This is a genomic window from Pseudomonas sp. S36, from assembly GCF_016647875.1.
Classification (GTDB): Bacteria; Pseudomonadota; Gammaproteobacteria; order Pseudomonadales; family Pseudomonadaceae; genus Aquipseudomonas; species Aquipseudomonas parafulva.
This window is the reverse complement of the sequence record NZ_JACVVG010000001.1, coordinates 1-23,949: the sequence shown is the minus strand read 5'-3', so window position 1 is coordinate 23,949 and position 23,949 is coordinate 1. Positions and strand designations below refer to the sequence as shown.

The following is a 23,949-nucleotide window of genomic DNA, read 5'->3' as shown; positions in this document are numbered from 1 at the left end:
TTCAATGGTGGGTGCGCCAGCGCAGCAGGCGGCGGGTTAGCAGGGTGCATAGCCAGGACATCAGGTAGCCACTCAGGCCGATGCACAGCACGCAGACCATGATGATCTCCATGCGCGCCGCAGCTTCGGCGTTCATCATCAGGCTGCCGAGGCCGGCCCCGGCAGACAGGAAAAGCTCGCTGCCTACCGAGGTTACCCAGGCGAAGGCCAAGGCTTGCAGCACCCCGGCGGCAATGCCTGGCAGTGCGGCGGGCAGCAGGATGAGCCAAAGCTGCTGCCAGCGGGTGAGCATCAACACGCGTGCTGCTTCGCGGGGGTGGCCGCAGACCTGGCGCAGGCTTTCAAAGGTGTTGAGCACCATCGGGTACAACGCTGCCAGGCTGACAATCAGCAACTTGGCATCTTCACCGTTACCCAGCCATAAGGCGATCAGCGGGATCCAGCCCAGCATCGGCACCTGACGCAGGGCGTGGAACAGCGGGGCGATCAGGCGATTGGCGGGGGTGGACAAGGCCATCAACGCCCCCAGCCCGACCCCGCCGATGATGCCGATGGTAAGGCCGCTGCAGGTACGGAACAGGCTGGCCCACAGGTTGACCAGCAATTCGCCGCTGCCCAGCAGTTCGACCAATGCTGTGCCCACTTGCGCCAGGGGCACGAACGCATAGGCACCGGCCGCCCCTTGGCGAGAGGCATACTCCCAGGCGCCGATCAGCACCAGCGGCAGCACCAGGCCCCGCAAATCAGGTCGTTTCATCAACAGCCTCCTCAACGGCTTTGCCAGGCTGACAAGTGGCATTCCACGCGTCGCAGGATGAAGTCCAGGCTGAAGCCGATCAGCCCGGTCAGCACCACGCCGACCATAACGACATCGATGCGCAGCATCTGCCGGCCCATTTCGATCATCTGGCCCAGGCCGCTGTCGGCTGCCAGCAGCTCGCAAGCTACCAGCACCACCCAAGCGCGGGTCAGTGCCACACGTATTCCGGTCACGATTGCCGGCACCGCCGCAGGCAGGGCAATTTGCCCTACCAGCGTGGGCCAGCGCAGGCGGTAAACGGCCGCCACTTCGAAATGGTTAAGGGGGATGGCGCGGATACCTTCACGGGTGGCCAGTGCTACGGGGAAGAATGCAGTTTTGGCAACGATGAGCACCTTGAAGGTTTCGTCCACGCCAAATAGCAGTACGAACATCGGGATCAGGGCGATGCTGGGCACTTGTCGCAAGGTATGGAACAACGGGGCGCAATAGGCCTCCAGGGTGTTCGACAAGGCCAACGCCGTGCCAAAGCCAAGGCCGGCCAGCGTCCCGCCAGTAAAGCCCAGCGCCAGCCGTGACAGGCTGCCGGCCAGGTGCTCTTGCAACTCGCCGGTGGCCAGCAGGTCGGTGAGGCTGTGCCACACTTCGAGCGGCGGGATCAGCAGGTTGGCCGGGAATAGCCCGGCATTGGCCACCACGGCCCAGAGAGTAAGCAGGGCCACGGGGGATATGAACCAAGAAAGACGAGAGAGCACGCGCATGGCTGGCCTGAAGGTAGAGCTGTATCGCAAGAGCTGTGCCAGGCGGCGCAGGCCCCAGTTTGGCAGGCTGGAGGGAGAAGGGTGATGCTGGGGCAGCAGTCAGGTGCTTCCAGAGCAGCAGTGGGGCAGCAATATAGGTGCTGGCTTTTTCGCGGGTGAATCCGCTCCCACAGGTGCTACGCAGGTCTGAAGATCAGTACTGCCCTGTGGGAGCGGGTTCACCCGCGAAGAAGCCAACCCGGTTTCAGCTTAGAAGTCGTAACTCACGCTGGTGTAGTAAAACGCCCCCTGTGCGCCCTCCGGGCTGGTAATGGAGTATTTAGGTACACCATAAAGCTGGGCCCCCTCTAGCTTGTCAGGATGGCTGTCGAAAAGGTTTATCGCGCCCGCCGACACTGTCAGGCCAAGGTTGAAGCGGTACGAAACATCCAGGTCCGTCACCCACTGCGGGCTGAAGGTCTGATCGAGCGCGGGGTTGGCGGCATTGCGGTTTTTCCATTCGCCGTAACGACGCTGGGCAACGGTAACGCTCCAGCCGTCATACAGCCAGTTGGCACTGAGTGTGAGTTTGTCTTTGGGGGTGCCGTCTTCAACCAGCCCCTGGGTATTGCGGCCAATGATCTGGTTGCCGGCGATGTTGCCCACGTTGTCCAGGCCGGTGATGCGGGTATTGTTGCGTGCGTAACCACCATTGAAGTCCACGCGCCCCCAACGGCCCACATCAAGCAGGTAATGGCCGGCCAGTTCGACGCCATCGGTGCGGGTGTCGGCGATGTTGGTGTAGAACGCCGCACTTTGGATGCTGGCGTAGGGCGTGCCGGCGAAAATCGGGCCCACCACGGACGCAGGCAACTGATCGGACAGGGTGATGCGGTTGTCGATATCAATCCGGTAGGCATCAATGGTCACCGAGGCATTGATCAGTGGCTGCCAGACCAGGCCCATAGAGAAGTTGGTCGATTCTTCCGGCTTCAGTGCCTTGCCACCGAGCAACGCAGCTTCCGCACTATCGGCACGCAGGGTGCGCTGTTGTACCTCGACCCAGTTACCGCTGCCTGGCGGCTGCTCCACCACCTGCACGCTGAACGATGACAAACCGCTCTGCACAAGCGACGGCGCCCGGTAGCCTGTGCTGGCGCTGGCGCGGGCAGCGATCTGAGGGGTGAAGTCGTAGCGCATCGACAGCTTGCCATTGGTGGTGTCGCCGAAGTCCGAATAGTGCTCGCTGCGCACCGCCACGCCGGCTTGGAATTGCTCGGTCACTTGCGCTTCCACATCCAGATACGCGCCGATCACGCGGCGGTCAAGCGACACTGCGTCGACCTGGGTAATGCCCGAGTAATAGCCAGGAATGCGCCGCCCGGTTAAAGGGTCACGCGTGTTGAACATTGGCCCGTTGGACCACCCGGCAGCATCGCCCTCGTTCAGGTCGTAGTTTTCCTGGCGCCAGGCCAACCCGGCAGAAACGGTCAATGGTTTGAACAGCCAGCCGTCGGCGAAGTCGCGGGTCCAGTCCAGGGTCAGGTTGGTCTGGTCGGCTTCGCGGCGGCCAGTGTAGATGGTTGACGGGCTAGCGGAACCCCAGCTCGGGTTGATCGCATCGTGGTCGGTGGAATCGACCCGGTTGGCACCGTAGTTCAGCGCGAGGTCAAAGCTGCCCAGAGATTGGCTTTCAAAGCGCAGCCCACCGGTGACGGCAACGTCTTCCAGGCCGTAGCGGGTGACCGGCAGGCGGCCGTCAGGGTAGCGCGCCAAGGCTACGCTGCCGTAGTTGTTGCGCAACGTGGTAGGCGGGTCGAAGAAATTCTCGGCATCGGTATTCTTGTGCGCATAAGTGGCAAAACCGTAGGCGCTGAGGCCCTCGCCCAAACCCATTTCGGCATTGGCGGTGAAGTTGTATTGGTCAGAGACATTGCCCGACCCCCAACGCCAGTTGCGGTAGCGATTATTTTGCTCGCGCGCGGTGCCGATGCTGGTGGAGCCGGGGTAGAAGATGCGGTTGTCGTCGCGGGTGTCGCTGGCCGGGTCCTGGCTGCCGGCGTCGAAGGCTAGGGTCAGGAAGCCATCGTTGGGCAAAGCGAAGCCTTTCCAGCCGCCGAGTTTGCGTTGCAGGCCGTCGCCTTTCTTGTAGCCGCCGAAGCGGTAGCCGGCGTTACCGCCATCGTCGCGCTCCTTCAGCACGATGTTGATCACCCCGGCGATGGCGTCGGAGCCGTACTGGGCGGCCGCGCCGTCACGCAGGATTTCCACGCGCTCGATAGCCGACAGCGGAATCAGGCTAAGGTCCACGGCAGCCGCGCCACGGGCATTGACCAAGCCCTGGCGGGTGACATTGGCGCTGGTGTGGCGGCGCTTGCCGTTGACCAACACCAGCACCTGATCCGACGCCAGGCCGCGCAGCGAAGCGCCCTGTGCGATGGAGCCGGCAAAGGCGCCTTGGGGCGACTGCGGGAAACTGAACGAGGGCGACAGCGCAGTGAGGGCCGTGGACAGGTCGCTGGCGCCGGTTTCCTGGAGTTTTTCACCGCTCAGCACATCGACCGGCGCGGCGCTTTGCAGGGCAGTTATGTCGCTGCGGTGGGTGCCGACCACGACCACGGTATCAAGGCGGTCGTTGGGTTCGGCGGCGAAACCGGGCACGGCGAGGCCGGTAATGGCCAGGGCAATGGCGCTGGCCAAGGGGGTGTGATGGGGCATGGCGTAGTCCTTTCAAACAGCGTGAGGCTGTGGGCCGCGCTGCGGCCCCAGTGGTTTTCAATCAGAACCGGCTGGTAACGCTGACCCCGACGGTACGTGGGTCGCCGTAGGTGATCACGTACTGCCCAGCGGTGCCGTTGGGCCGGCCGTGTACCTGGTAGCGACGGTCGGTAAGGTTGTTGATGAAACCGGTCACGCTCAGCTTGTCATCGTGGCTAAACCAGCTCAGACGTGCGTTGGCCAAGGTGTAGTGGGGCTGGCTGAGGGTTTCGTCAGCGCTGCTCTGGCGGTCGGCCAGGAAGTACTCCTTGTCACGGAAGCTAACGTCCCCACCGGCCACCAGCTTGCCGCCCACTTCCAGCGGGATGGTGTAATCGGCACCCAGCGACACCACGTTGCGCGGTGAACGCACGAAGCTGTTACCGCTATAGTCGCCGGTTACCGCACCGGTGTTGGGGTTGGTGTTCCTGAAATCGGTGTATTCGGTGTCGAGGAATGACACCGCTGCGCGCAGGTGCAGGCGCTCGGTCGGCTGGCCTTCGATCTCCAGTTCTGCGCCCTTGACCTTGCCCTTGGCGCCATTGGTCAGCGCAGTAGTGAGCACGCCGTTGTTCACCGTCAGCAAATTGACCTGGATATCTGAGTAGTCGTAGTAGAAGAGGTTGGCGTTGACGGTCAGGCGGCGGTCGAACCATTCCGACTTCAGCCCTAGCTCGTAGGCATCCAGCTCTTCCGGGTCGACCGTGGTCAACTGCGCCAGGCTGGTGGAAAGCCCGGTGTTGAAGCCGCCCGAGCGGAACCCGTGAGCGTAGCGGAAGAACACCCGCAGGTTGTCGTTGATGCGATACTCGGGCGTCAGGTCGTAGGTCCAGGCTTCCCAGGTCTTGTCTTCCTGGCGGTTGCCATTAGTGCCCGCGCCGCCCAGCGGGATCAGCGGGCCATTGGCGCTGGCGCGGGTCAGCTGCAGCAGGTCCAGGTCGATGTCCTTTTTCTCCTGTGTCCAGCGCAGGCCGCCGGTGACGCTGAAATCGTCGGTGAAGTCGTAGGTCAGATTGCCGAACAGCGCGTAGCTGTCGGTGCGGTGGTCGAACCCCATGTCGCGCAATGCCGTGGTGCCCACTTGATTCGAGCCGGTGCCGTTGGGCGTAGGGCCGGGGGTTACCACCCGCTGCGCCGAGCTGTCGAGGTCTTCGTGGAAGTAGTGCGCACCCAGCAACCAGTGCAGCGGGCGGTCCTCCGGCGACGCGAGGCGTAGCTCCTGCGACCATTGGCGGTAGCTGTTGTCGGTGATCGATGCACCGTTGACCTCGTAGGGGGTGTAGTCAGCGTCACTGGTGGAGCGGTTACGGATGTAGTCGTAGGCGCTGATTGACGTCAGCGTGTAGTCACCCAGGTAGTAGTTGAGCGTCAGCGAGGCGCCGTCGTGGTCCAGGCGGTAGTCTTCGTTGACGTTCAGCGAAATGTCGCGCCCATGCGGGCGTTGGTAGCCGACGTTGTAGTAGCGGCCCACGGGCAGCGAGCCATTGCTGCCGTCGCCCTTGAACTGGCGGCTGTGCACCTTGAGCAGCGCGTCTAGGTCGGGGTTGAGCTGCGCCAGGAACTGCAGGCGGATGGCTTTCTTGTTCACATCGCCATAAGTGTTGCCGTCGAAGTCGTTGTTCTGGAAACCATCACGCTCCTCGGAGTACAGCGCCACGCGCCCGGCCAGTTTTTCGTCCACCAGCGCGCCGCCGATGGCACCGGTTACAATGCGCTCGTTCTTGCTGCCAAAGCCGACGGTGCCATACCCGTCGGTGTCGAAGGAGGGCTTTTTCGAGATCACGTTCACTGCACCGGCCGTTGTGTTCTTGCCATAGAGGGTGCCCTGCGGCCCTCGCAGGATTTCGATGCGCTCCAGGTCGAACAGTGGCCCGCCGCCGGCAACGGGGGCGTTGAGGTAGACGTCATCGGCGTAGATGCCGACCGGAAAGACCGTTGCCGCGCCGGTGTCGCCTGTGCCCAGGCCGCGGATGTACCAGCGCGGACGGCCGTCGCCGTCGGGGTTCTTTGCCGAGGCGTTGGGCACAAAGGTGGTGATGTCGCCCATCGAGCGCACGCCATCGGCGGTGATGCTGGTGCCTTTGATGGCCGATACGGCTACCGGGACTTCCTGCAAGGTCTGCTCGCGGTGCTGGGCCGTGACCGTGACCGTTTCCAGGGCCGGTTCGGTTTGGATCTCTTCGGTCGCGGCGAAGGCCTGGCTGCCGGTGCCGCCCAACAGCAGCGCGATGCTGATCTGGCGGGCAAGAGGGTTGAGCTGGTGCATGGTGGATCTCCCCGTATGTAAAGCGTTGTTGGGGAGAGCTAGAGCAGGGACTGTGCCAGCTTGTTAACTATCTGTTTACAAAGGTCTTTTTCAGACTTCTGGAAAGGCCTTGCCTACTGGACAACAGTGGACTGCTGGGCGGGTGCTGCTGGGGCAGCAGCGCGGCCCTGGAGTGCCTGGGGCCGCGCTGCAGCCCCAAAAACTTATACGGCCAACCGAGAAGTCGAACCGATCACACTTTCCAGTACGCGAAAATCAATCCACCCCTTTACGTCGAAACGCCGTGGTATGAACCCCCACCTGAAGAGAAACTCGGTAAAGTCCTGCAGCGCCTCGATCGAGCGGCTGTCGAGGGCCGTACGCAAGCGCCGGTGTGCATCATCGCCATAGGCCGCCGCCACCCAGTACTCGCTGGTGTTCAACTCCCGCGCCAGAAAGCGCCGGGTCTCGACAGGGTTGGCCCAGGCCCATTGCTCGGTGCGCAGCACCGTGTCGACCAGCGTACGGCTGGCATCGAAATGGTTTTCCAGCAGGTGCCGGTCCACGGTCAACGTGCGCGGGGTACCGTTGTTGCTACGGATCAGCGGGTCAGGGTGGCTGCCGGTGTCGACCACCACACGCAGGCCGAACTCATGGGCCAGATGCACCGCATGCGCACCCTTGAGAAAGATGGCGTCAATATCGCCGCGCAGCAGGCCGATCAGCTCGTTGTTGCGGCGGCTGACGCGGCTGGTGCCCAGGCTCACTTCGGCGCCGTACAGGTGCTGCTTGGCATCGTCGCTGTAAGTGCCGCCATAGGGGTAGTCGACCAACTCCACATCGGCTACCGCCAGGCCTTCGAGCTTGAGGGCGTTTTCCAGCCCCCGCAGGGCTTGGGCACGGGTGAAGTCGATTTGTACGTTCGCCCATTTGGGTATGCCGAAGCGGCGGTTCTTCAGGTCGCGAATGCTGCATACGCCACTTTCTTCAGTGGTGAGGATCAACTGCACCTCATCGCTCCACGACAGCCCCAGCACACGGGTCTCGACGCCGCTGGCGTATGCCCAGATCGCCGGGATGTTGCCGCCGTGGCGCACCGAGTTCTGCAGGTGATGGTCGTAGTGGGCTTCGCGCACCTCGCGTTCGCTGGATTCACGCAGCGACTGGATGTTGGTGCCGAACGGCGTGAAAGCCTCGGCCAGGCGCCCCGACTGCACGGCGATGCCGAGGCCGGTGGGCACGGGGCTGTGGGTGTACCAGAGCGTTTCCAGGGGCTTGGTCATGGGGTAACGGGTTTCCTGTCCATGGGGAGGGGCGGCAGCAGTTGTTCCAGTGGTTGCCGAGTGACCCAGTCGCGTACTTCGAAGCGCGCCGGGATGAAGCGCCAGCGCTGGAGAAACTCGACGAAGTCCTGCAGGGCATCAATGGCTTCATCTTCCAGGCGCGTGCTCAGACGCAGGTGGGCGTCGCTGCCGTAGGCCACTCGCACCCAGTACTCGCTGCTGTTGGTTTCCCGCGCCAGGTAGCGACGGGTTTCGTCAGGGTGCTGGTGTGCCCAGCGTTCGGCGCGCAGTACCGAACCGAGCAGGGTACGCACCACCTGCGGGTGCTGCACCAGCAGGTGGCTGTCCACCGCCAGTGTACGTGGTGTGCCGTTGTTGCTGCGGATCAGCGGGTCGGGGTGGCTGCCGGTGTCGATCACTGTGTGCAGGGCAAAGGCGTGGGCCAGTTGCACGGCGCTGGCACCCTTGAGAAAGACCGCATCGACCTCGCCGCGCAGCAGGCCGGCCAGCTCCAGGTTGCGGCCTTCGCTACGGGTGCTGGACACCGGCGTACCGGCTACGTTGCGCACCGGGCGGTCGCTGAAAGTGCCGTTGTAGCGGTAATTGACCACCTCCACGTCACCCACTTGCAACCCTGCAAGCTTAAGGGCGTTTTCCAGCCCGCGCAGAGCTTGGGCACGGGTGAAGTCGATTTGTACCGCAGGCCAGTCGGGCAGGCCGAAGCGGCGGCCCTTGAGGTCTTTTACGGTGTGGATGCCGCTGTCTGGCCTGGTCAGGATCAACTGCACCTCATCGGCCCAGGAGAGGCCGATCACGCGGGTGTCGCGGCCTTGGGCACGGGCCCAGATGGCCGGGATGCTGCCGCCGTGGCGTACGGAATTGAGCAGGCTATGATCGAAGTGGGATTCACGCACCGCCTGCTGGTCGGCTTCACGCAGGGACTGCACCTGGGCCCGGCCAGGTCTTCCTGCAGCCAGCCTTGCTGCACGGCAATGCCCAGGCCGGTGGGCACCGGGCAGCGTGTGTACCACAGGGTATCGAGGGGTTGGCTCATGTTCAGCTCCGATGGCGTTCAGGCTCTGGCCTGCTCAGAGGTGGTGGCTGCCTGCTGCACAAGCGGCAACACCTCCTGGCCGATACGCAAGGCTTCTTCCAGGTGCGGGTTGGCGGCGAGGATGAAGGTGCTGAAACCGGCATCTCGGTATTCAGCCAGGCGCTCTGCGATGTGTTGATGGCTACCCACCAGGCCTACGGTGGGGCCGGGCTTGGCCTTGGCGAAGCCGGCCCACAGGTTGCGTGCCAGGATAAGTTCGTCAAAGCCCTGCAGGCCTTGGTGATAGGCCGCCTGGCGTGCACCACCGACAGAGTCCGAACCCGTCACGAAGCCCTTTGCGCTGGCGCTGGCCTTGCCTTCCAGGCGCTCGAACTGCTGGCGCAGCTCGCGCCAGGCTTGTTCTTCGGTCTCGCGGGCGAATAGGTCGACACGCAGGCCAAAGCGCACGGTGCGGCCCTGCTTGTAGGCCAGCTCGCGTACCCGTTCGATATGCGGCTTGAGCTTGTCGATGGACTCGGCCCAGTTCAGGTACACATCGGCATGGCGCGCGGCCACGTTCAGCGCGGCATCGGAAAAGCCGGAGAAGTACACGCCCGGTTTGCGTTCGTGTTGCAGGCCCGGTGGCAGGCTGCCGTTTTCCAGGCGGTAGATATCGCCTGCGTAGTTGAACTTGTCCTGGGTCCACAGGCCCTGGATCACGTCGAGGAATTCGCCGGTGCGCTTGTAGCGCAGGTCATGCTCCAGGAAGTCGCCATTGGCCCGTTGGCTGGCCGGGTTGCCGCCGGTGATGATGTTCCAGTCCAGCCGGCCACCGCTGAGGTTCTGCAGGATTGCGGCCTGCTGGGCGGCGTAGGCGGGCAGGGTCCAGGTGGCCTGGAAGGCGATCAGGAAGCGTATTCGACGGGTTTCGCGGGCCAGCGCGGCGGCTGCGATCCACGGCTCAGGGCCGGTGGGCAGCAGCGCGCCTTCGAACCCGGCCAGCTCGGCGGCCTTGGCCACCTGGGCGATGTAGTCGATGTAGGTGAAGCCGTCGGCCTGTCCATTGGGCAGGCGGCCGGGGGCGATGTTGCCGGGGCGGTGCGCGGGGTTGCCGCGGTTATGGCGGTCGGTGGACAGCTGTGGCCCGTCGGTGCCCAAGGGCAGGCGCCAGAAGAATTCGGTGGTCATGGGGGCTCCTGAAGGGAGAGGGTGTGCGAGTGTGGGAGGTGGTGCAACGGCTGTGCCATGCGCGTTGCATGGCCTGTGGGGCGGGGGTTTGAGGCGTGGACGGGGCTAGGGGTGCTGCTGTGGCAGCAGTGCGGCAGCAATGGTTGCTGGGGTAGCAGCATGAGGGCCGCCAGGTGTAGGGCTTGGGTGATGTGGCGGCGCTCGATCGCCCAGGCGCAGCAACCTTCACGTCCTACACTTCGGCCATAACCTCCCCGGCACTGCGCAGATACGCTTCGTACAGCGCTGCATAAGCACCACTCCTCCCAATCAGTTCGGCATGCGCCCCTTGCTCCACCACCCGCCCATGCTTCACCACGGCAATGCGGTCGGCATCGCGGATGGTCGCCAGGCGGTGGGCGATGATGATCGCGGTCCGCCCCTGGCACAGCCTGCGCAGCGCACGCTGGATGCGCCGCTCGGTATGCACGTCCACTGCCGAGGTCGCTTCGTCGAGCACCAGTACCGCCGGGTCGGCCAGGTAGGCCCGCACCAGGCACACCAGCTGACGCTGGCCATGGCTCAGGTGTGCACCCAGCGGGCCGACTTCGGTGTGGTAGCGCTGCGGCAGGCGCTCCAGCACCTCGTCTGCACCCAGCTCACGGGCTGCGGCTACAAGTTGTGCATCGTCGGCAGCTGGAGCGGCCAGGCGCAGGTTGTCGAGGATGCTGCCGCTGAACAGTACGTTATCCTGCAGCACCACACCCACGTTGCGCCGCAGGTCGTGCTGGGCCAGCGCACGCAGGTCGATCCCGTCCAGCTTCACGGCGCCTTGCTGCACTTCGTAGAAGCGCGTCAGTAACTGCACCAGGGTGCTCTTGCCATGCCCGGAGGGGCCGACGATAGCTAGCACTTCACCGGCGCGGATATGCAGGTCGAGCCCGTCGATCACCGGGCGCGAGCTGTTCGGCGCATAGGCAAAACCAACCGCATCGAAGTCCACCTGACCACGCGCCCTGGTCAGCGGGTGAGGCGCTGGCGGGTCAGGCACTTCTGGGCGGGTGTCGAGCAGCAGGAAAATGCGTTGGGCTGAAGCGCTGCCGGTGGCGTAGCGCTCGAACAGGTCCGACAGCTCTTGCAGCGGCCCGAGGAACAAGAACACGTAGAACAGGCTCTCGGCTACCTGGCCCACGCTAACCTTGCCCTCGGCCAAACCGTGAGCGCCGACCAGCAACAGCACGGCCATGCCGGCGGTGCTGAGCAATGCGGTAAACGGGGCGAACCAGCCGGCGCGCAGGCTGCCGCGGATCAGTGCTTGGTTGAAGTCTTCCAGCAGGCGCCGGTAGCGTGCCCGGTTGGTCTGCTCCTGCCCGCATTGCTGGATCAGCCGCACACCGCTCACACTTTCTACCAAGTGGGCAGTGAAGCGGCTGCGCTGTTCGGCCACCCTGGCCCAGTTGCGCTGCGATATCCGCTTGAAGCGCCAGGTGGCCACGGCCAGCAACGGTACCGTGGCAACCAGGCTGTAGAAAAAGCTGGGGTCGATGCGCCACAGCATCACCGCCGCCAGGCCGCAGCGGAGCAAGGCGCCAAGCAACTCAGGCGGGCCTTGTACCAGCAGGGGCTCCAGCGCATCCACATCACGGTCGGCACGGGAAATGATACGCCCGGCACGGGTCTGGTCGAAGTAGCTTACTGACAACGCCTGTACATGGGCGAACACGTTCACCCGCAGGGCGTTAAGCACGCCGATCGCTGCGCGCCCGGATATGAACTGCGACACCCCGGCCAGCAGAAAGCGCCCCAGCCAGCTCGCGGCCAGCCCCAGGCCCAACCACAGTACCAGACGCTCGTCGAGCAGCCAGTGGTCGGCGCTGGGCACCAGGCCCTTGTCCAGCAGTTCCCGCACGAACCACGGGCGCAGAAACACAGTAAATACCAGCAGCAGCTCGATACCGATCACGGCAAGGATCTGCCCGCGAATGGGCCGCAACAGCGGCGCCAAACGGTGGAACATGCCCCTGTCCAGCGCCTGGCGGGCCAGGCGTTGTTCAATGTCGATATCGCTGGCGGGGGAGTGCTGCACATCAGTCATGGTCGATCCCCAGCAAGTCGCGGTAATGGGTGTTGTTTTCGCACAACTCGGCATGGCTGCCGTTGGCAGTGATGCGGCCGTTGTCCAGCATCAGCACGCGGTCGGCGAGCAGCAGGGTAGAGAGGCGACTGGTGATCAGCAGCAAGGTTGGGGCTTGGCCGCTGGCGCTGTGCAGGCCGCGGATGTTGTGCAGCACCTGGCGTTCCCCAAGGGCATCCAGGGCGCTGGTGGCATCGTCCAGGCACAGGATGTCGGGTGCGCCGAGCAGCGCCCGGGCCAAGCACAGGCGCTGGCGCTGGCCGCCGGACAGGGTCACGCCGCGGTCGCCTAGCGGCGTGTCGAGGCCGTGGGGCAGGCGTTCCAGCACGTCCTCAGCAGCGGCCAGGCGCATGCCTTCACGCAACTGGGCGTCACTGGCCTGCGGTACGGCCAGGCGCAGGTTGGCGGCCAGGCTGTCGGAGAACAGAAAGCTTTCCTGCGGCAGCACTTGCACGCGGCGGCGCAGGTCGGCCAGGTCGAGGTCACGCACATCGCGCCAACCCATCGTATCGTTACCGACCTGCACGCTGCCGTGCTGCACATCGGCCAAACGTGGCAGCAGGCTGGCCAGCAGGCTTTTACCCGTGCCGGTTGCGCCGACCAGCGCCACCACCTCACCGGGCAACAGGGTCAGCGAACAGTCCTGTAGGATGGGCCGGCCAGCCTCTGCTGCACTGACTTGCACCTGGTCAAGCTTCAGCCCCAACGGCCCTGCGGGCAGGGTGGCATGGCCGCCGACGATGGCCGGGCGTTCGTCCAGTAGCTGCCAGATGCGTTCGGCACTGGCGCGGGCATCGGCGAACGTCTGCATCACCCGGCCAATGCCTTCGATGCGGAACACCAGCGTGGTGGCCACCAGCAGCGAAGTGACCAGCTCGCCGATGCCCAGCGCGCCGGCCGCCACGCGGTGGGCGCCGTACACCAGGATCCACACATGCCCCAGCGCCACCACCGCCTGCGGCAGTGGAATGCGCGAACTGGCGTAGGCAAGGGCGGCGCGGGCATGGCCGGTGAACACCTCGACCTGCCGGGCGAAGCGGGCAATGCGCTGCTGTTCCAGACCAAATGCCTTGATCACGCGCACGCCACCGATGCCTTCGGCCAGGTCCTGGCTGACCTGGTCATAGGCGGCGCCCACGGCGCGGTCCAGGGTGACCAGGCGATCGGTCTGCACCACGAACAGCCATAGCCCGGCGCCGGTCAGCAGCAGGGGCACCAGCCCCAGCAGCGGGTCGTACCAACCCAGCAGGCCTACCGCAACGATTACCACCAGCGGGGTTTCGATGATCTGCCGCCAGAAGGTGATCAGCGCGTCGCGTACTTTGTCGGCATCGCGGGTGGTGCGGGTGACCAGTTCGCCCATGCCATGTTGCCAGTGATAGCCCAGGTGCAGGCGTTGTACCTGGCTCAGGATGCGTTCACGCAGGCGCGTCAGCAGGGCCTGGCTGAGCACCAGCGACAGCACGGCGGCGGCATACTGCAGCAGGCCGCGGCACAGGGCGGTGGCCAGCAGCAGCCACAACCAGTGCCAGGCCAAGCTGGCGTCCAGGCTGCCGTCGGCCAGGCGCAGCACGGCGCGGCCGGCGCTGACATCATCGACCGCATGGCCGATCAGCCATTGCTGCAAGGCCAGGCCGAGGTTGCCGGCAATGTACAAGGCAGCGACCAGAGCAAAGCGCCAAGGCATTTCGCGGTAGATGGCCAATGCCCGAAGAAGCGGGTGGTTCATGTAGATGCTCGATCAGAATGCGACGCCGCCCTTGTAGGAGCGGCCTTGTGCCGCGAACGGGGCACTACGCGCCCCCCGGCCCCAAATGGATTCAACGGCATGTAGCGCCCTGGGTTTCCTTGGCATTGAGCACTGCCGTGTACTCACCTGGGTCGGCCCCGTTCAGGTAGTAGTTGCCCACGTTGTGCAGCCGCCAGCGGATCGGGTCGTGGGTGGTGTGTACCCGTGCATTGCGCCAGAAGCGGTCGAGGTTCCACTTGCTCAGCGAAGCGCTGGCCCCCAGCAGCGAGAACAGGTCGCTGGAAATTTTCAACGATGCCGCATCGGAATGCGCACGGGCGGTCGCCACGGACAGGATCAGCTCATCCTGCAACGCCTTGTTCTCGGGGTCGCGCTCGTGGTCGTCGAACACCCGCGCCGCCTCGCGCAGTACCGATTCGGCGCCGCGCAGCGCCACGGCGTACTCACCGATCTGGCGAATGACATGCGGCTCGTCACTGGCGCGTTCGACGCCGCTTTCCACCCAGGCCCGGGCATGCTCGCGCAGGTACTCGACAGCCGCCTGCAATGCGCCAGCGGCGATGCCGGTATCAATGGCAGCGTGGAGAATCTGCGGGAATGTCAGGCCCGTGCGCTTCATCGGCCCGCTGCGCCGCGTGAGGTAGCGCTCGTCCAACACGATGTTGTCGAAGTTCACGGTACCGCTTACCGAGTTCTGCTGGCCGAACGCCTGCCAATCGTCCACCAGGGTCAGCCCGGGGGTGTCGCGGTGAAGCAGCACACCGACGCCGCCGTCTTCGCTGGCAGCGGTCAACGAGATCCACTCGGCCAGGTAGGAGCCGGTGGAGTAGAACTTGCTGCCGTTGAGCACCCACTGGCCATCGGCGCGGCGCTCGACGCGGGTCTTGAGGGCGAACTTGTTCTTGCCGCCGACTTCGGCCAGGGCGTTGCCGAAGCGCTTGCCGGCCAACACGTCGGCAACCAGCCGGTCGCGTACTTCTTCGGGGTAACCGGTGAAAATGCCGCGCAGCATCACGTTGTGAATCTGCAGCAACTGGCCGACGCCGCCGTCGGCGGTGGAGATCAGGCGCACGGTTTCGACCACGGTCTGCACCGAGGCACCGAGGCCGCCGAACTCGGCCGGTACGGCGATGGCGGTCAGGCCGCTGCTGGACAACAACTCGGCCTGGCGGAGGGGGAGCTGGCCATTGTTGCGCGGGTCGGCGGCCAGTTGGGCGATTTGCACGGCGACCTGGCGGGCGATTTCGATGGCTTCGTTTTCGCTGGTGAGGCGGCGGGCAGGGGAAGGTTCTATGGCACTCATGGTGGGGGTCTCGAATTGTCTGAAGAGGCCAGTGCGCCTGTTTCGCGGGTAAACCCGCTCCCACAGGAACCGCAGTGCAAGAGTTCTGCGCGGTCCCTGTGGGAGCGGGTTCACCCGCGAATAGCCACACCGCGGTCCCAACCTCCTGAGCAATATCTTTGCCACCCCTACTCATACCGCATCCTGCGTGGCTTTCACCGCATTTTGCTGCCTCAGCAGCAGTCATGTTGCTGATCTGGCAGCACTCCACCCGCAATCCTGCTCCAAGCCAAGCACCCAACCACCTGGCAAAACAAGCAATCTCAGGTAAATCAAGGCCTTCAGCGGTTGGCACGCACACTGCAAAGGTGCTTGCACGACGCCCAAGGAGCCACCCCATGTCCCTCGCTACCCCCACAGCAAAACACCTGGCAGACGACCCCTGCGCCCTGGAACGCATCTGGTTCACCCGCTGCCCGGTGCCCACCGCCTCAGGCCTGGCCTACAAGCTCGGCTGGCTGGAGCAGGAGTTCGCTGCCGATGGCTTGACCGTCTCGACCCTGCAAGAGGCCCGCCAGCTTGGCCATCACCACTACGATCACCAGCTGCCCGGGCTGTTTCGCGAAGGGGGCAACGTGCCTGCGCTGGCGGCACGTGCCGCCGGCTCGCCCAGCCGGCTGATCGGCCTGACCTGGATCGAAGAATGGCAAACCATCCTGGTCCGCCCGGATTCCGGCATCCGCAGCGCCGCCGACCTGCGCGGTAAACGCCTGGCGCTGCCGGCCTGGGGCGACAGCCGGCCGGGCAGCATTGCCCGGGCCATGAGCCTTCACGGTTACAAAGGCGCCCTGGCCTCGGCAGGCCTGCACCTGGATGACGTGCAACTGGTGGAAGTGGCACTGCTCGACCAGGCCACTGCCGCCACCCCGGAACTGGGCTTGCAGCGGCTATGGTCGGGGCTGGAATACCTGGCGCGCGGTGAAGTCGATGCGGTGTACGTGAAAGGCGCGGCCGCCGCGGATGCCGCACGTCGGCTGGGCCTGGTGGTCGGCGTCGACCTCGACCTGCTGGCCGACCCGCGCCACCGCATCAACAACGGCACCCCGCGACCGATCACCGTGCATCAACGCCTGCTCGACAACCATTTTGATCTGGTGGTGCGCTTTCTTGCCCAGACCTTGCGTGCCGCCGAGTGGGCAGCCGGCAACCGCGCTGCGCTCAACAGCATCCTCGAAGAAGAAACCCGCGCGGGCAGCCAGGGCGTAGCCGAAGCCTACCGCGGTGACTTCCACACCACGCTGGCGCCAGACCTATCCGCACAGCGCCTGGCCTTCCTCGGCACCCAGAAAGATTTTCTGTACCTGCACGGCTTCCTCGAAGCCGATTTCGACATCGCCGACTGGGTCGACCCGCGGCCTCTTCAAGCTGCCCATGAACTGTCGGCTCAACGCCGCGCCTGACCTGACTGGAGATTGAACATGACCGTACTGATCAACGAACGCCCCGTCACTGCCGAACTGCAAGCTTTCATCGACCAAGTAGTGGCCGAAGCCGAAGCGGCCTTCAACGTCTTTCGCGAAACCCACACCATCACTGCCAATGGCACGGTCGGCTTCATCGAGCGTGTGCCGGGTGAAGAGTTGCTGGTGTCGGTGAACTACGGCGGGCCGTGGAACCACCGCAAACCGCTGCAGGCCACCGTCACCGACTTTACCGGCAACGTCATTGTCGGCAAGGGTAAAGGCGGTTTGGGCCGTTACACCAAGCTGTTCCAGACCCACCCCGACGTCACCACTGTGTCCCATGTGCACAGCCCGTACCTGGGCGCTTGGGCGCAAACCCACCGGACCTTGCCGTTCCACTACGTGCCGGTGCAGCGTTACCAGCTGGCTCGCGAGCTACCGGTGTACATCGACCGGCGCCAGGCGGAGGTGGACTTCATCCTCGACAAGATCGCCGAGAACCCTTTCAACTTGGCCATCCTGGAAGCCAACGGCGGCTCCACGGTGTGGGGCAAGCAGGGGCTGCGGGCCACGGCAGAGTTCATCCTGTTGCTGGAGGAGGGCGCCCAGATCCAGTTGCTGGCCGATGCTTTGGGTGGGTCGCGGCCTTACGGGCCGGGGGTGCTGACCCAGCAGTGGAAGATGAGCGGGTTGTATGACCGTGCTACCGAATTGGGCCTGGTGCCTGGCATCGATCGGCGTAGCTGATTTCGGGGCAATGCCACCTCTGCCTTCCAACACAAGGACCTGACTCATGGCAGTAAAAATCCTCTGGTACTTGACCACCCCCGACGGCCCTTACCCTTGGGAGCCCGACGGCCGCTGGCACACCGATTTCGAACACCTCAAGCAACTGGCCATCGCCGCCGACCGCCTGGGCTATTATGGATCGCTGCTCGGCTCCAGCCCGAATGAAAGCCTGGCCGTGTCGGCAGCGTTGATCGACGCCACCAAGCGCTTGCGCTTCCTGGTCGCCCAGCACCCAGGCGAGCTGTCGCCAGCGGTATTGGCCAAATGGGCGCTCACCTTCGACCAGTTTTCCAACGGCCGTCTGCTGTTCAACGTGGTCAACGGCAACGACGCCGGCCTGGCCACGCTGGGCGTGCACTACCCACACGACGAACGCTATGACTTCAGCCTGGAGTACTGGCGCGCCTTCCAAAGCTTCTACGCGGGCGAAACGGCGGGTTACGACGGCCGCTACGTCAAGCTATCACCCCGTTCGCCCGCCGCTGCCCATCACCCGCTTGGCGGCTGGCACCCACCGAAGCAAAAGCCCGGCATCCCGCTGTGGGGCGCCGGCACCTCGGCACCAGGCGTAGCCCACTCTGTGCAGTTGCTAGACGTGTACCTGAGCTTCGCCGATACCCCGCAAAAGCTCGGCGACAAGTTCCGCCGAGTGGCGGCCGAGGCGGCGAAGATCGGCCGCGAACTCACCTACGGCACCCGACTGCAAGTGATCGTGCGCGAGACCGAGGAAGAAGCGTGGGCCCATGCAGAACGCCTGTTGCAGCGTACTTCGCTGGCCACCGCACGTGCGGCCATCGAACGCCAGTTGCCGCCCGGGCAAACCTTCGACAGCTACGTCAGCGACGACCCGCGCATCCAGCGCAACCTCGACAGCCTCCGCGCCGGGCACCTACCCACGGCACGCGAGCTGGAGATCTACCCCAACGTCTGGCTGGGCCCCAGCCTGTTCGGTTTCAACATCCTCGGCCCGGCTGCCGGCACTTACCTGGTCGGCAGCGCCGAACAGGTCGCCGAGCGCATCCGTGAATACGAGGCCCAGGGCACGTCGGCATTCATCCTGTCGGGCTTCCCGCTGATCGATGAGGCGCACCGGGTGGCAGACCTGCTGTTCCCGCTGCTGGACCTGGACCATGGCTTCGAGGTGCCGCGCCTGGGCGCAGTGAGCAAGCCTGGCGTGGCGCAACCGGCGTAAGGAGAGGGTGATGAGCGAGCTGTTTTCGCGCCGGGTGTTTCTCGGCAACAGCCTGGCCGTTGGCGGCAGCCTGCTGCTGGGCAGCGGGCTGCTCAGCGGCTGCGACAGCGGCGCGCCGGCAACTGCAAGTGCAACGCTGCCGGGTTCGCCGGTGCGCGGTGGGCGCTTGCGGGTGGGCATTATCGATGGCGACCAGGCCGGCAACCTTGATGCGCACAAGCCGGTGGGCGGCGGCATCATCCGTGGCTGGGCGCTGTACGCCAAATTCTGGGAATGGAACGCCGACGTCAGCACGCGCCTGGCACTGGCCGAGTTCGCCGAGCCGAATGCCGACGCCAGCGCCTGGACCATCCGCCTGAAGCCTGGGCTGCAATTCCACCACGGCAAAAGCATCACCGCCGACGACATGCTGTTTTCGATCCTGCGCCTGACCGACCCGCAGTTGGCCTCGCCCTTCGCCGGGCTGGTCGGCGCTATCGATCGGCAGGCCCTGCGCAAGCTGGACGAGCGCACTATCGAAATACGCTTCAAGCAGGGGCAAAGCTTCTACCCGCTGGATGAAACGCTGATCAGCTTCGGCGGCATCGTGCCCACCGATTACCACCCGGTGACCAACCCGGTGGGTGCGGGGCCGTACCGGCTGAAAAGCTTCATACCTGGCCAGCGCTCGCTCTACACCCGTTTTGAAAATTACTACAAGCCCAACCGGCCCTACGCGGACGAGCTGGAAATCATCGAATTCAAGGACCAGGTATCGCGGGCCGCAGCGTTGCGCGCCGGGCAGATCGACGTGGCCAGTGGTGTGCAGGCCGAGCACAGCGCGCTGCTCAAGGCCGACCCACGGCTGCGCTTGTATGCCTCGCCCAGCACCTCGTTCACCGGCTTCAACCTGAACCTGGCCAAGGCGCCGTTCCAAGACGTACGGGTGCGCCAAGCGTTCCGCTTGCTGGCCGACCGCCAGGAACTGGTGGCACGCGGGCTCAATGGCTTTGGCCGGTTGGCCAACGACCTGTATTCGCCCCACGACCCCACCTACAACCACGCCATCGCCCAGCGCCCGTACGACCTGGACCAGGCCCGTTCGCTGCTGCGCCAGGCGGGGCAGGACGATTTGCGCGTCGAACTGACCACCACGCCGGGTCCCGGCGTCAACGCTGCGCTGGTGTTTGCCCAGCAGGCCCTGAAGGCCGGGGTGCAGGTTAAGGTCAATCAGGTGGACGGCTCGGTCTTCAACGGCCCGCAACGTGAGCAATGGCAGCTGTCGCCGGGCTCGACCCCGGCGCGTGGCTTTCTTGCCTCGGCGCTGCACAACGATGCACCGCAGGCCATCTACAACCGCAGCAACTTCCACGACCCGCGCTTTACCGAACTGTTCCAGCAGGCATTGGCCCAACCCGACCTGGCGCGGCGCACGGCCTTGGTCCATGAAGCCCAAACCATCCAGCACGAACGTGGTGGGTTGCTGATCTGGGGCTTTTCCGACGTGCTCGATGCTGCGTCGGCCAAGGTTGACGGGCTTGCCCCGGAACAGACTACCTTCGCCTCCTGGCGCTTTGACGAACTCTGGTTGAACCCCAATGCCTGATCCTCGACACACGCCCCGCTCGCCGGCCTGGCTGGCCTGGTTCATCGGCCGGCTCGGTTACGGGCTGCTGACCGCCTGGGTGATCAGCCTAGTGGTGTTCATCGCCACCCAGGCGCTGCCTTCGGACCCGGCGCGGGTGATCCTCGGCCCGGATGCGCCGCTGGAAAGCATCCTCACCCTGCAACGGCAATTGGGCCTCGACCAGCCGATCCTGGTGCAGTACCTGCGCTGGCTGGGCGCAGCATTGCACGGGGACCTGGGCATTTCGCTGGACTCACAGGTACCGGTGGCGCAACTGCTGTTCGACCGCCTGGGCCACACCCTGGCCCTGCTGGCCGGGGTGTTGGCACTGGTAGTGCCGTTGGCCCTGCTGCTGGGGGTGAGCCTGGCCCTGCGGCGTGACAGCCGGCTGGACCGCTGGGGCCTGTCGGCGCTGATTCTGCTCAAGGCCACGCCGGGTTTTCTGCTGGCCATCGGCCTGGTGCTGTTGTTTTCCATGCCGGGCATGGGCTGGCTGCCGGCGGTGTCGATCCTCGACCCACAGTTACCGCTGTGGCAGCAGTGGCCGTCGCTGGTGCTGCCGGTGCTGGCCCTGAGCCTGACGGCCCTGCCGTACCTCACGCGCATGGTGCGGGCCTCGATGATCGAGGCGCTGGAGTCCGAGTATGTGACCGCCGCGCGTCTGCGGGGTATCCCTGAGCGGCGCATCGTCTGGCGGCACACGTTGCCCAATGCCCTGACCCCGGCGATCCAGGGCGTGGCACTGACCCTGCGCACACTGGTCGGCGGCGCGCTGCTGGCCGAGGTGATCTTCAGCTACCCGGGTATCGGCACGGCGTTGAACGCCGCGATCCAGATGCGTGACCTGCCGATGATCCAGGGCGTGGTGCTGGTCATTACCCTGGCGGTGGTGCTGATCAACCTGCTGGCCGACCTGCTGACCGTATTGCTCACCCCCAAGCTGCGCACCGCGCGCCGGGTGCGGATGATCCGCCGTATCCGGCGCGGCATTCGCCCTTGGTGGCGACGTGCGCGCAGCACCCCTGCCCAGGAGGCGACCCATGAGTGAATCCCGTTGGCTGGCCGACCCACAGGTGCGGCGTGGCGCCGTGATCACCTTGCTGGTGGCGCTGCTGGCCGCTTTCGGCCCCTGGCTGGCACCCCATGCGCCCACGGCGATGGTCGGGCCGGTGTACGGCCCTCCGGCTGCCGGGGCGCCGCTGGGGCACGATTTTCTGGGCCACGACCTGCTCTCGCGGTTGCTCAGCGGTGGCCTGTCGGTGCTGTGGATGTCGGTGGCAGCAGCCAGCCTCGCGTTGCTGGCTGGCGGCAGCCTGGGCCTGTTGGCCGGTTTCTCGCGCAGGCGCCTGGACCAGGCAATCAGCTGGGCGGCCGACGTATCGCTGGCGTTTCCAGACCTGATCCTAGTGCTGCTGATCGTGTCCATGCTCGGCCGAGCCCCTTGGCTGATCGTACTGACCGTGGCCATTGCCTTTACCCCGGGGGTTATTCGTCTGGCCCGCGGCAGTGCCGTGGCGGTGGCCGGGCAGGAGTACGTCGAGGCGGCGCAGATGATGGGCTATCCGCGTTGGCGCATCCTGTTTCAGGAAATCCTGCCGAACATCCTCACGCCCCTGCTGGTGCACTTCGGCAACATGCTGACCTGGGCGGTGGGGATGCTGTCCGGCCTGAGCTTTCTGGGCTACGGGGTGGCACCGCCGGCGGCGGATTGGGGCCTGATGATCAACGAAAACCAGGCCGGCCTGCTGGTGCAGCCCTGGGCGGTACTGGCACCTGCATTGCTGATCGGTGTGTTTGCTTACGGCACCAACATTCTGGCCGAAGGGATTGGCCGGGCCAGTGCACGGATCGGGGAGAAGCAGCCATGAGCGCGCTGTTGAACGTAGCAAGTGAAGTGTTGCAGGTCAGCGACCTGCGGGTGGAGCTGGCCGGCCAGGTTGATGTGCTGGCCAAGGTGTCGTTCAGCGTTGCAGCAGGTGAAATTTGTGGCCTGGTGGGCGAGTCCGGCTCGGGCAAGACCACCTTGGCCACGGCGTTGCTGCGCCATGCCCGGCAAGGTGCGCGTATTGTTGGTGGGCACGTGGCGGTGGCCGGGCAGTCGCTGCTCGATCTTGATGGTGAGGCGTTGCGCCTGGCCCGTGGCGGGCTGGTCGGCTACGTGGCCCAGGACCCGGCCACGGCGTTGAACCCTGCTTTGCGCCTGGGGGCCTTGCTGCGCGAGACCCTGTTGGCGCACCAGCCGGCGCTGCCGCGTGAAGCGGTGCGCCAGCGCATCGGCCAGACCCTGCTGGATGTAGGGCTGCCTGATGACGACGCGTTCCTGCGACGGTTCCCGCATCAACTGTCGGGCGGGCAGCAGCAGCGGGCGATGCTGGCGCTGGCGTTCGTCTTGCGGCCAAAACTGATCGTACTCGACGAGCCCACCACGGCACTGGACGCGACCACCCAGGCTCATGTGCTGCAGACCCTTAAGCGCCTTTGCCGTGACCAAGGTGTGGCGGCGCTGTACGTCACCCATGACCTGGCGGTGGTGCGTGAACTGGTGGACCGTGTGATGGTGATGTACGCCGGGCGGCTGGTGGAAGTGGCCGGGCGCGAGGCGTTGTTCCGCGCACCGCTGCATCCTTACACCCGCGCTCTGCTCGCGGCCATTCCCGACATTGCCCGTCGTCAGCCGTTGCAGGCGATTGCCGGGCATGCCCCGGCACCGGGGCTGCGCCCGGACGGCTGTGCGTTTGCGCCTCGCTGTGGCAGGCGTCGTGCAGAGTGTTCAGTGATCGAGCCGTCTTTGCTGAACCATGAAGGCGGGCATCGGGTGGCCTGCCTGGTGCCGCACCGAGAGCCGCTGCCCCTTGGTGGGGTGGCTGCCGAGGCTGTTGCGGCGCCGGGCGAAGCGGTGTTGCTGGAGGTCCGCGGGCTGGATGTCGCTTACGACCGGCAGGTGCTGTTTGATGTTTCCCTGCAGGTAGGCCAAGGGGAGTGCCTGGCGCTGGTCGGCGAGTCAGCTTCGGGCAAGACCAGCCTGGCCAGGGCCATTGCCGGGCTGGGCGAAAACGTTCAGGGTCAAATGAGCTACGCGGGTGAGGCTTTGGCGTTTGCCGCGCGTGAACGCGATGCCCGGCTGCGTCACCAGATCCAGTACGTGTTCCAGAACCCCTATCGGGCCTTGAACCCACGGCAGACGATCGGGCAAACCCTCAGCGCGCCGTTGGCCCACTTTTTCGGGGTGCGCGGTGCTGAAGCGCGTCAGCGGGTCGAGGCTGTGCTGGAGCGGGTGTCGCTGCCGACGCGTGTGGCCGACTTGTACCCGCATAGTTTGTCCGGTGGCGAGCGCCAGCGCGTGGCGATTGCCCGGGCGTTGATCTGCGAGCCGAAGTTGCTGGTGTGTGACGAAATCACTTCCGCGCTGGATGTGTCGGTGCAGGCGTCGATTCTGGCGTTGTTGCAGCGATTGCAGGGTGAGGGGCTGACTTTGTTGTTTGTCACCCATGACCTGGGGGTGGTGCGGGCGATCGCCGACCGAGTGCTGGTGTTACGCCAGGGGCGGGTGGTGGAGCAGGGGGCTGCCGAGCAGGTGCTTGGGCGGCCGGTTGATGTTTATACCCGGACGCTGGTGGAGCATTCGCCCAGGTTGCGTGTTGCGCTCTAGGTGCTTGCCTTGGGGTATGCAGCGTCTGTGAGATCGAGCGCCGCCCGCGCGGCGGGGGGGGGGGGGGGGCGGGCGGGGCGCGCAGAAGCCGGCCCCCCC

At 65.2% G+C, this 23,949-nt stretch carries 16 protein-coding genes and 1 pseudogene; 7 read left to right on the top strand and 10 right to left on the bottom strand.

Going from position 1 to position 23,949, the window contains the following annotated elements:
* Position 1: 1 nt before the first annotated feature.
* From IAE36_RS00085 to IAE36_RS00040, 10 genes and pseudogenes are all read right to left on the bottom strand, one after another.
* A complete protein-coding gene (locus tag IAE36_RS00085) occupies positions 2 to 757 on the bottom strand; it encodes an ABC transporter permease (RefSeq protein WP_201209517.1) in 756 nt (251 codons plus the stop codon).
* Between the two features lie 11 nt (positions 758 to 768).
* The gene (locus tag IAE36_RS00080) at positions 769 to 1,521 is read right to left on the bottom strand and encodes an ABC transporter permease (protein ID WP_201209515.1); all 753 of its coding nucleotides are present in this window, start codon (positions 1,519 to 1,521) and stop codon (positions 769 to 771) included.
* A gap of 249 nt (positions 1,522 to 1,770) precedes the next feature.
* Positions 1,771 to 4,218, bottom strand: a complete 2,448-nt coding sequence (locus tag IAE36_RS00075) for a TonB-dependent receptor plug domain-containing protein (protein WP_201209513.1) — start codon at positions 4,216 to 4,218, stop codon at positions 1,771 to 1,773.
* 61 nt (positions 4,219 to 4,279) lie between these two features.
* The gene (locus IAE36_RS00070; protein ID WP_201209512.1) at positions 4,280 to 6,523 is read right to left on the bottom strand and encodes a TonB-dependent receptor; all 2,244 of its coding nucleotides are present in this window, start codon (positions 6,521 to 6,523) and stop codon (positions 4,280 to 4,282) included.
* Positions 6,524 to 6,726: 203 nt separating this feature from the next.
* The gene (locus IAE36_RS00065) at positions 6,727 to 7,785 is read right to left on the bottom strand and encodes an ABC transporter substrate-binding protein (RefSeq protein ID WP_201209511.1); all 1,059 of its coding nucleotides are present in this window, start codon (positions 7,783 to 7,785) and stop codon (positions 6,727 to 6,729) included.
* Positions 7,782 to 8,839, bottom strand: a pseudogene (locus tag IAE36_RS00060) (ABC transporter substrate-binding protein). The gene IAE36_RS00065 and the pseudogene IAE36_RS00060 overlap by 4 nt, the downstream one beginning before the upstream one ends.
* A gap of 18 nt (positions 8,840 to 8,857) precedes the next feature.
* Positions 8,858 to 10,006 (bottom strand): LLM class flavin-dependent oxidoreductase, encoded by a 1,149-nt coding sequence (locus IAE36_RS00055; RefSeq protein ID WP_201209510.1) that lies wholly within the window; start codon positions 10,004 to 10,006, stop codon positions 8,858 to 8,860.
* Positions 10,007 to 10,238: 232 nt separating this feature from the next.
* Positions 10,239 to 12,080: an ABC transporter ATP-binding protein gene (locus IAE36_RS00050; protein WP_201209509.1), complete on the bottom strand. Its 1,842-nt coding sequence runs from the start codon at positions 12,078 to 12,080 to the stop codon at positions 10,239 to 10,241.
* A complete protein-coding gene (locus IAE36_RS00045; RefSeq protein ID WP_236408459.1) occupies positions 12,073 to 13,848 on the bottom strand; it encodes an ABC transporter ATP-binding protein in 1,776 nt (591 codons plus the stop codon). Before IAE36_RS00045 ends, IAE36_RS00050 begins: the two co-directional genes overlap by 8 nt.
* A gap of 91 nt (positions 13,849 to 13,939) precedes the next feature.
* A complete protein-coding gene (locus IAE36_RS00040; protein WP_201209508.1) occupies positions 13,940 to 15,172 on the bottom strand; it encodes an acyl-CoA dehydrogenase family protein in 1,233 nt (410 codons plus the stop codon).
* Positions 15,173 to 15,549: 377 nt separating this feature from the next.
* Here IAE36_RS00040 and IAE36_RS00035 point away from each other — a divergent pair, with 377 nt between their 5' ends.
* The 7 genes from IAE36_RS00035 to IAE36_RS00005 are packed head-to-tail and all read left to right on the top strand — an operon-like array spanning position 15,550 to position 23,850.
* Complete coding sequence (locus IAE36_RS00035) at positions 15,550 to 16,611, top strand: ABC transporter substrate-binding protein (RefSeq protein WP_201209506.1); 1,062 nt, start codon at positions 15,550 to 15,552, stop codon at positions 16,609 to 16,611.
* Positions 16,612 to 16,629: 18 nt separating this feature from the next.
* Positions 16,630 to 17,361, top strand: coding sequence for a class II aldolase/adducin family protein (locus tag IAE36_RS00030; protein WP_201209504.1), 732 nt, complete (start codon positions 16,630 to 16,632; stop codon positions 17,359 to 17,361).
* A gap of 46 nt (positions 17,362 to 17,407) precedes the next feature.
* Positions 17,408 to 18,595 carry an LLM class flavin-dependent oxidoreductase gene (locus IAE36_RS00025; protein ID WP_201209503.1) on the top strand — a complete coding sequence of 396 codons (1,188 nt, stop codon included), beginning with the start codon at positions 17,408 to 17,410 and terminating at the stop codon, positions 18,593 to 18,595.
* Between the two features lie 10 nt (positions 18,596 to 18,605).
* Positions 18,606 to 20,180 (top strand): ABC transporter substrate-binding protein, encoded by a 1,575-nt coding sequence (locus IAE36_RS00020; RefSeq protein ID WP_201209502.1) that lies wholly within the window; start codon positions 18,606 to 18,608, stop codon positions 20,178 to 20,180.
* On the top strand, positions 20,173 to 21,249 hold the full coding sequence (locus IAE36_RS00015; protein ID WP_201209501.1) for an ABC transporter permease: 1,077 nt from the start codon (positions 20,173 to 20,175) through the stop codon (positions 21,247 to 21,249). The genes IAE36_RS00020 and IAE36_RS00015 overlap by 8 nt, the downstream gene beginning before the upstream one ends.
* Complete coding sequence (locus IAE36_RS00010; protein WP_201209500.1) at positions 21,242 to 22,069, top strand: ABC transporter permease; 828 nt, start codon at positions 21,242 to 21,244, stop codon at positions 22,067 to 22,069. Before IAE36_RS00015 ends, IAE36_RS00010 begins: the two co-directional genes overlap by 8 nt.
* A complete protein-coding gene (locus IAE36_RS00005; RefSeq protein WP_201209499.1) occupies positions 22,066 to 23,850 on the top strand; it encodes a dipeptide ABC transporter ATP-binding protein in 1,785 nt (594 codons plus the stop codon). The genes IAE36_RS00010 and IAE36_RS00005 overlap by 4 nt, the downstream gene beginning before the upstream one ends.
* The last annotated feature ends 99 nt before the right edge of the window (positions 23,851 to 23,949 follow it).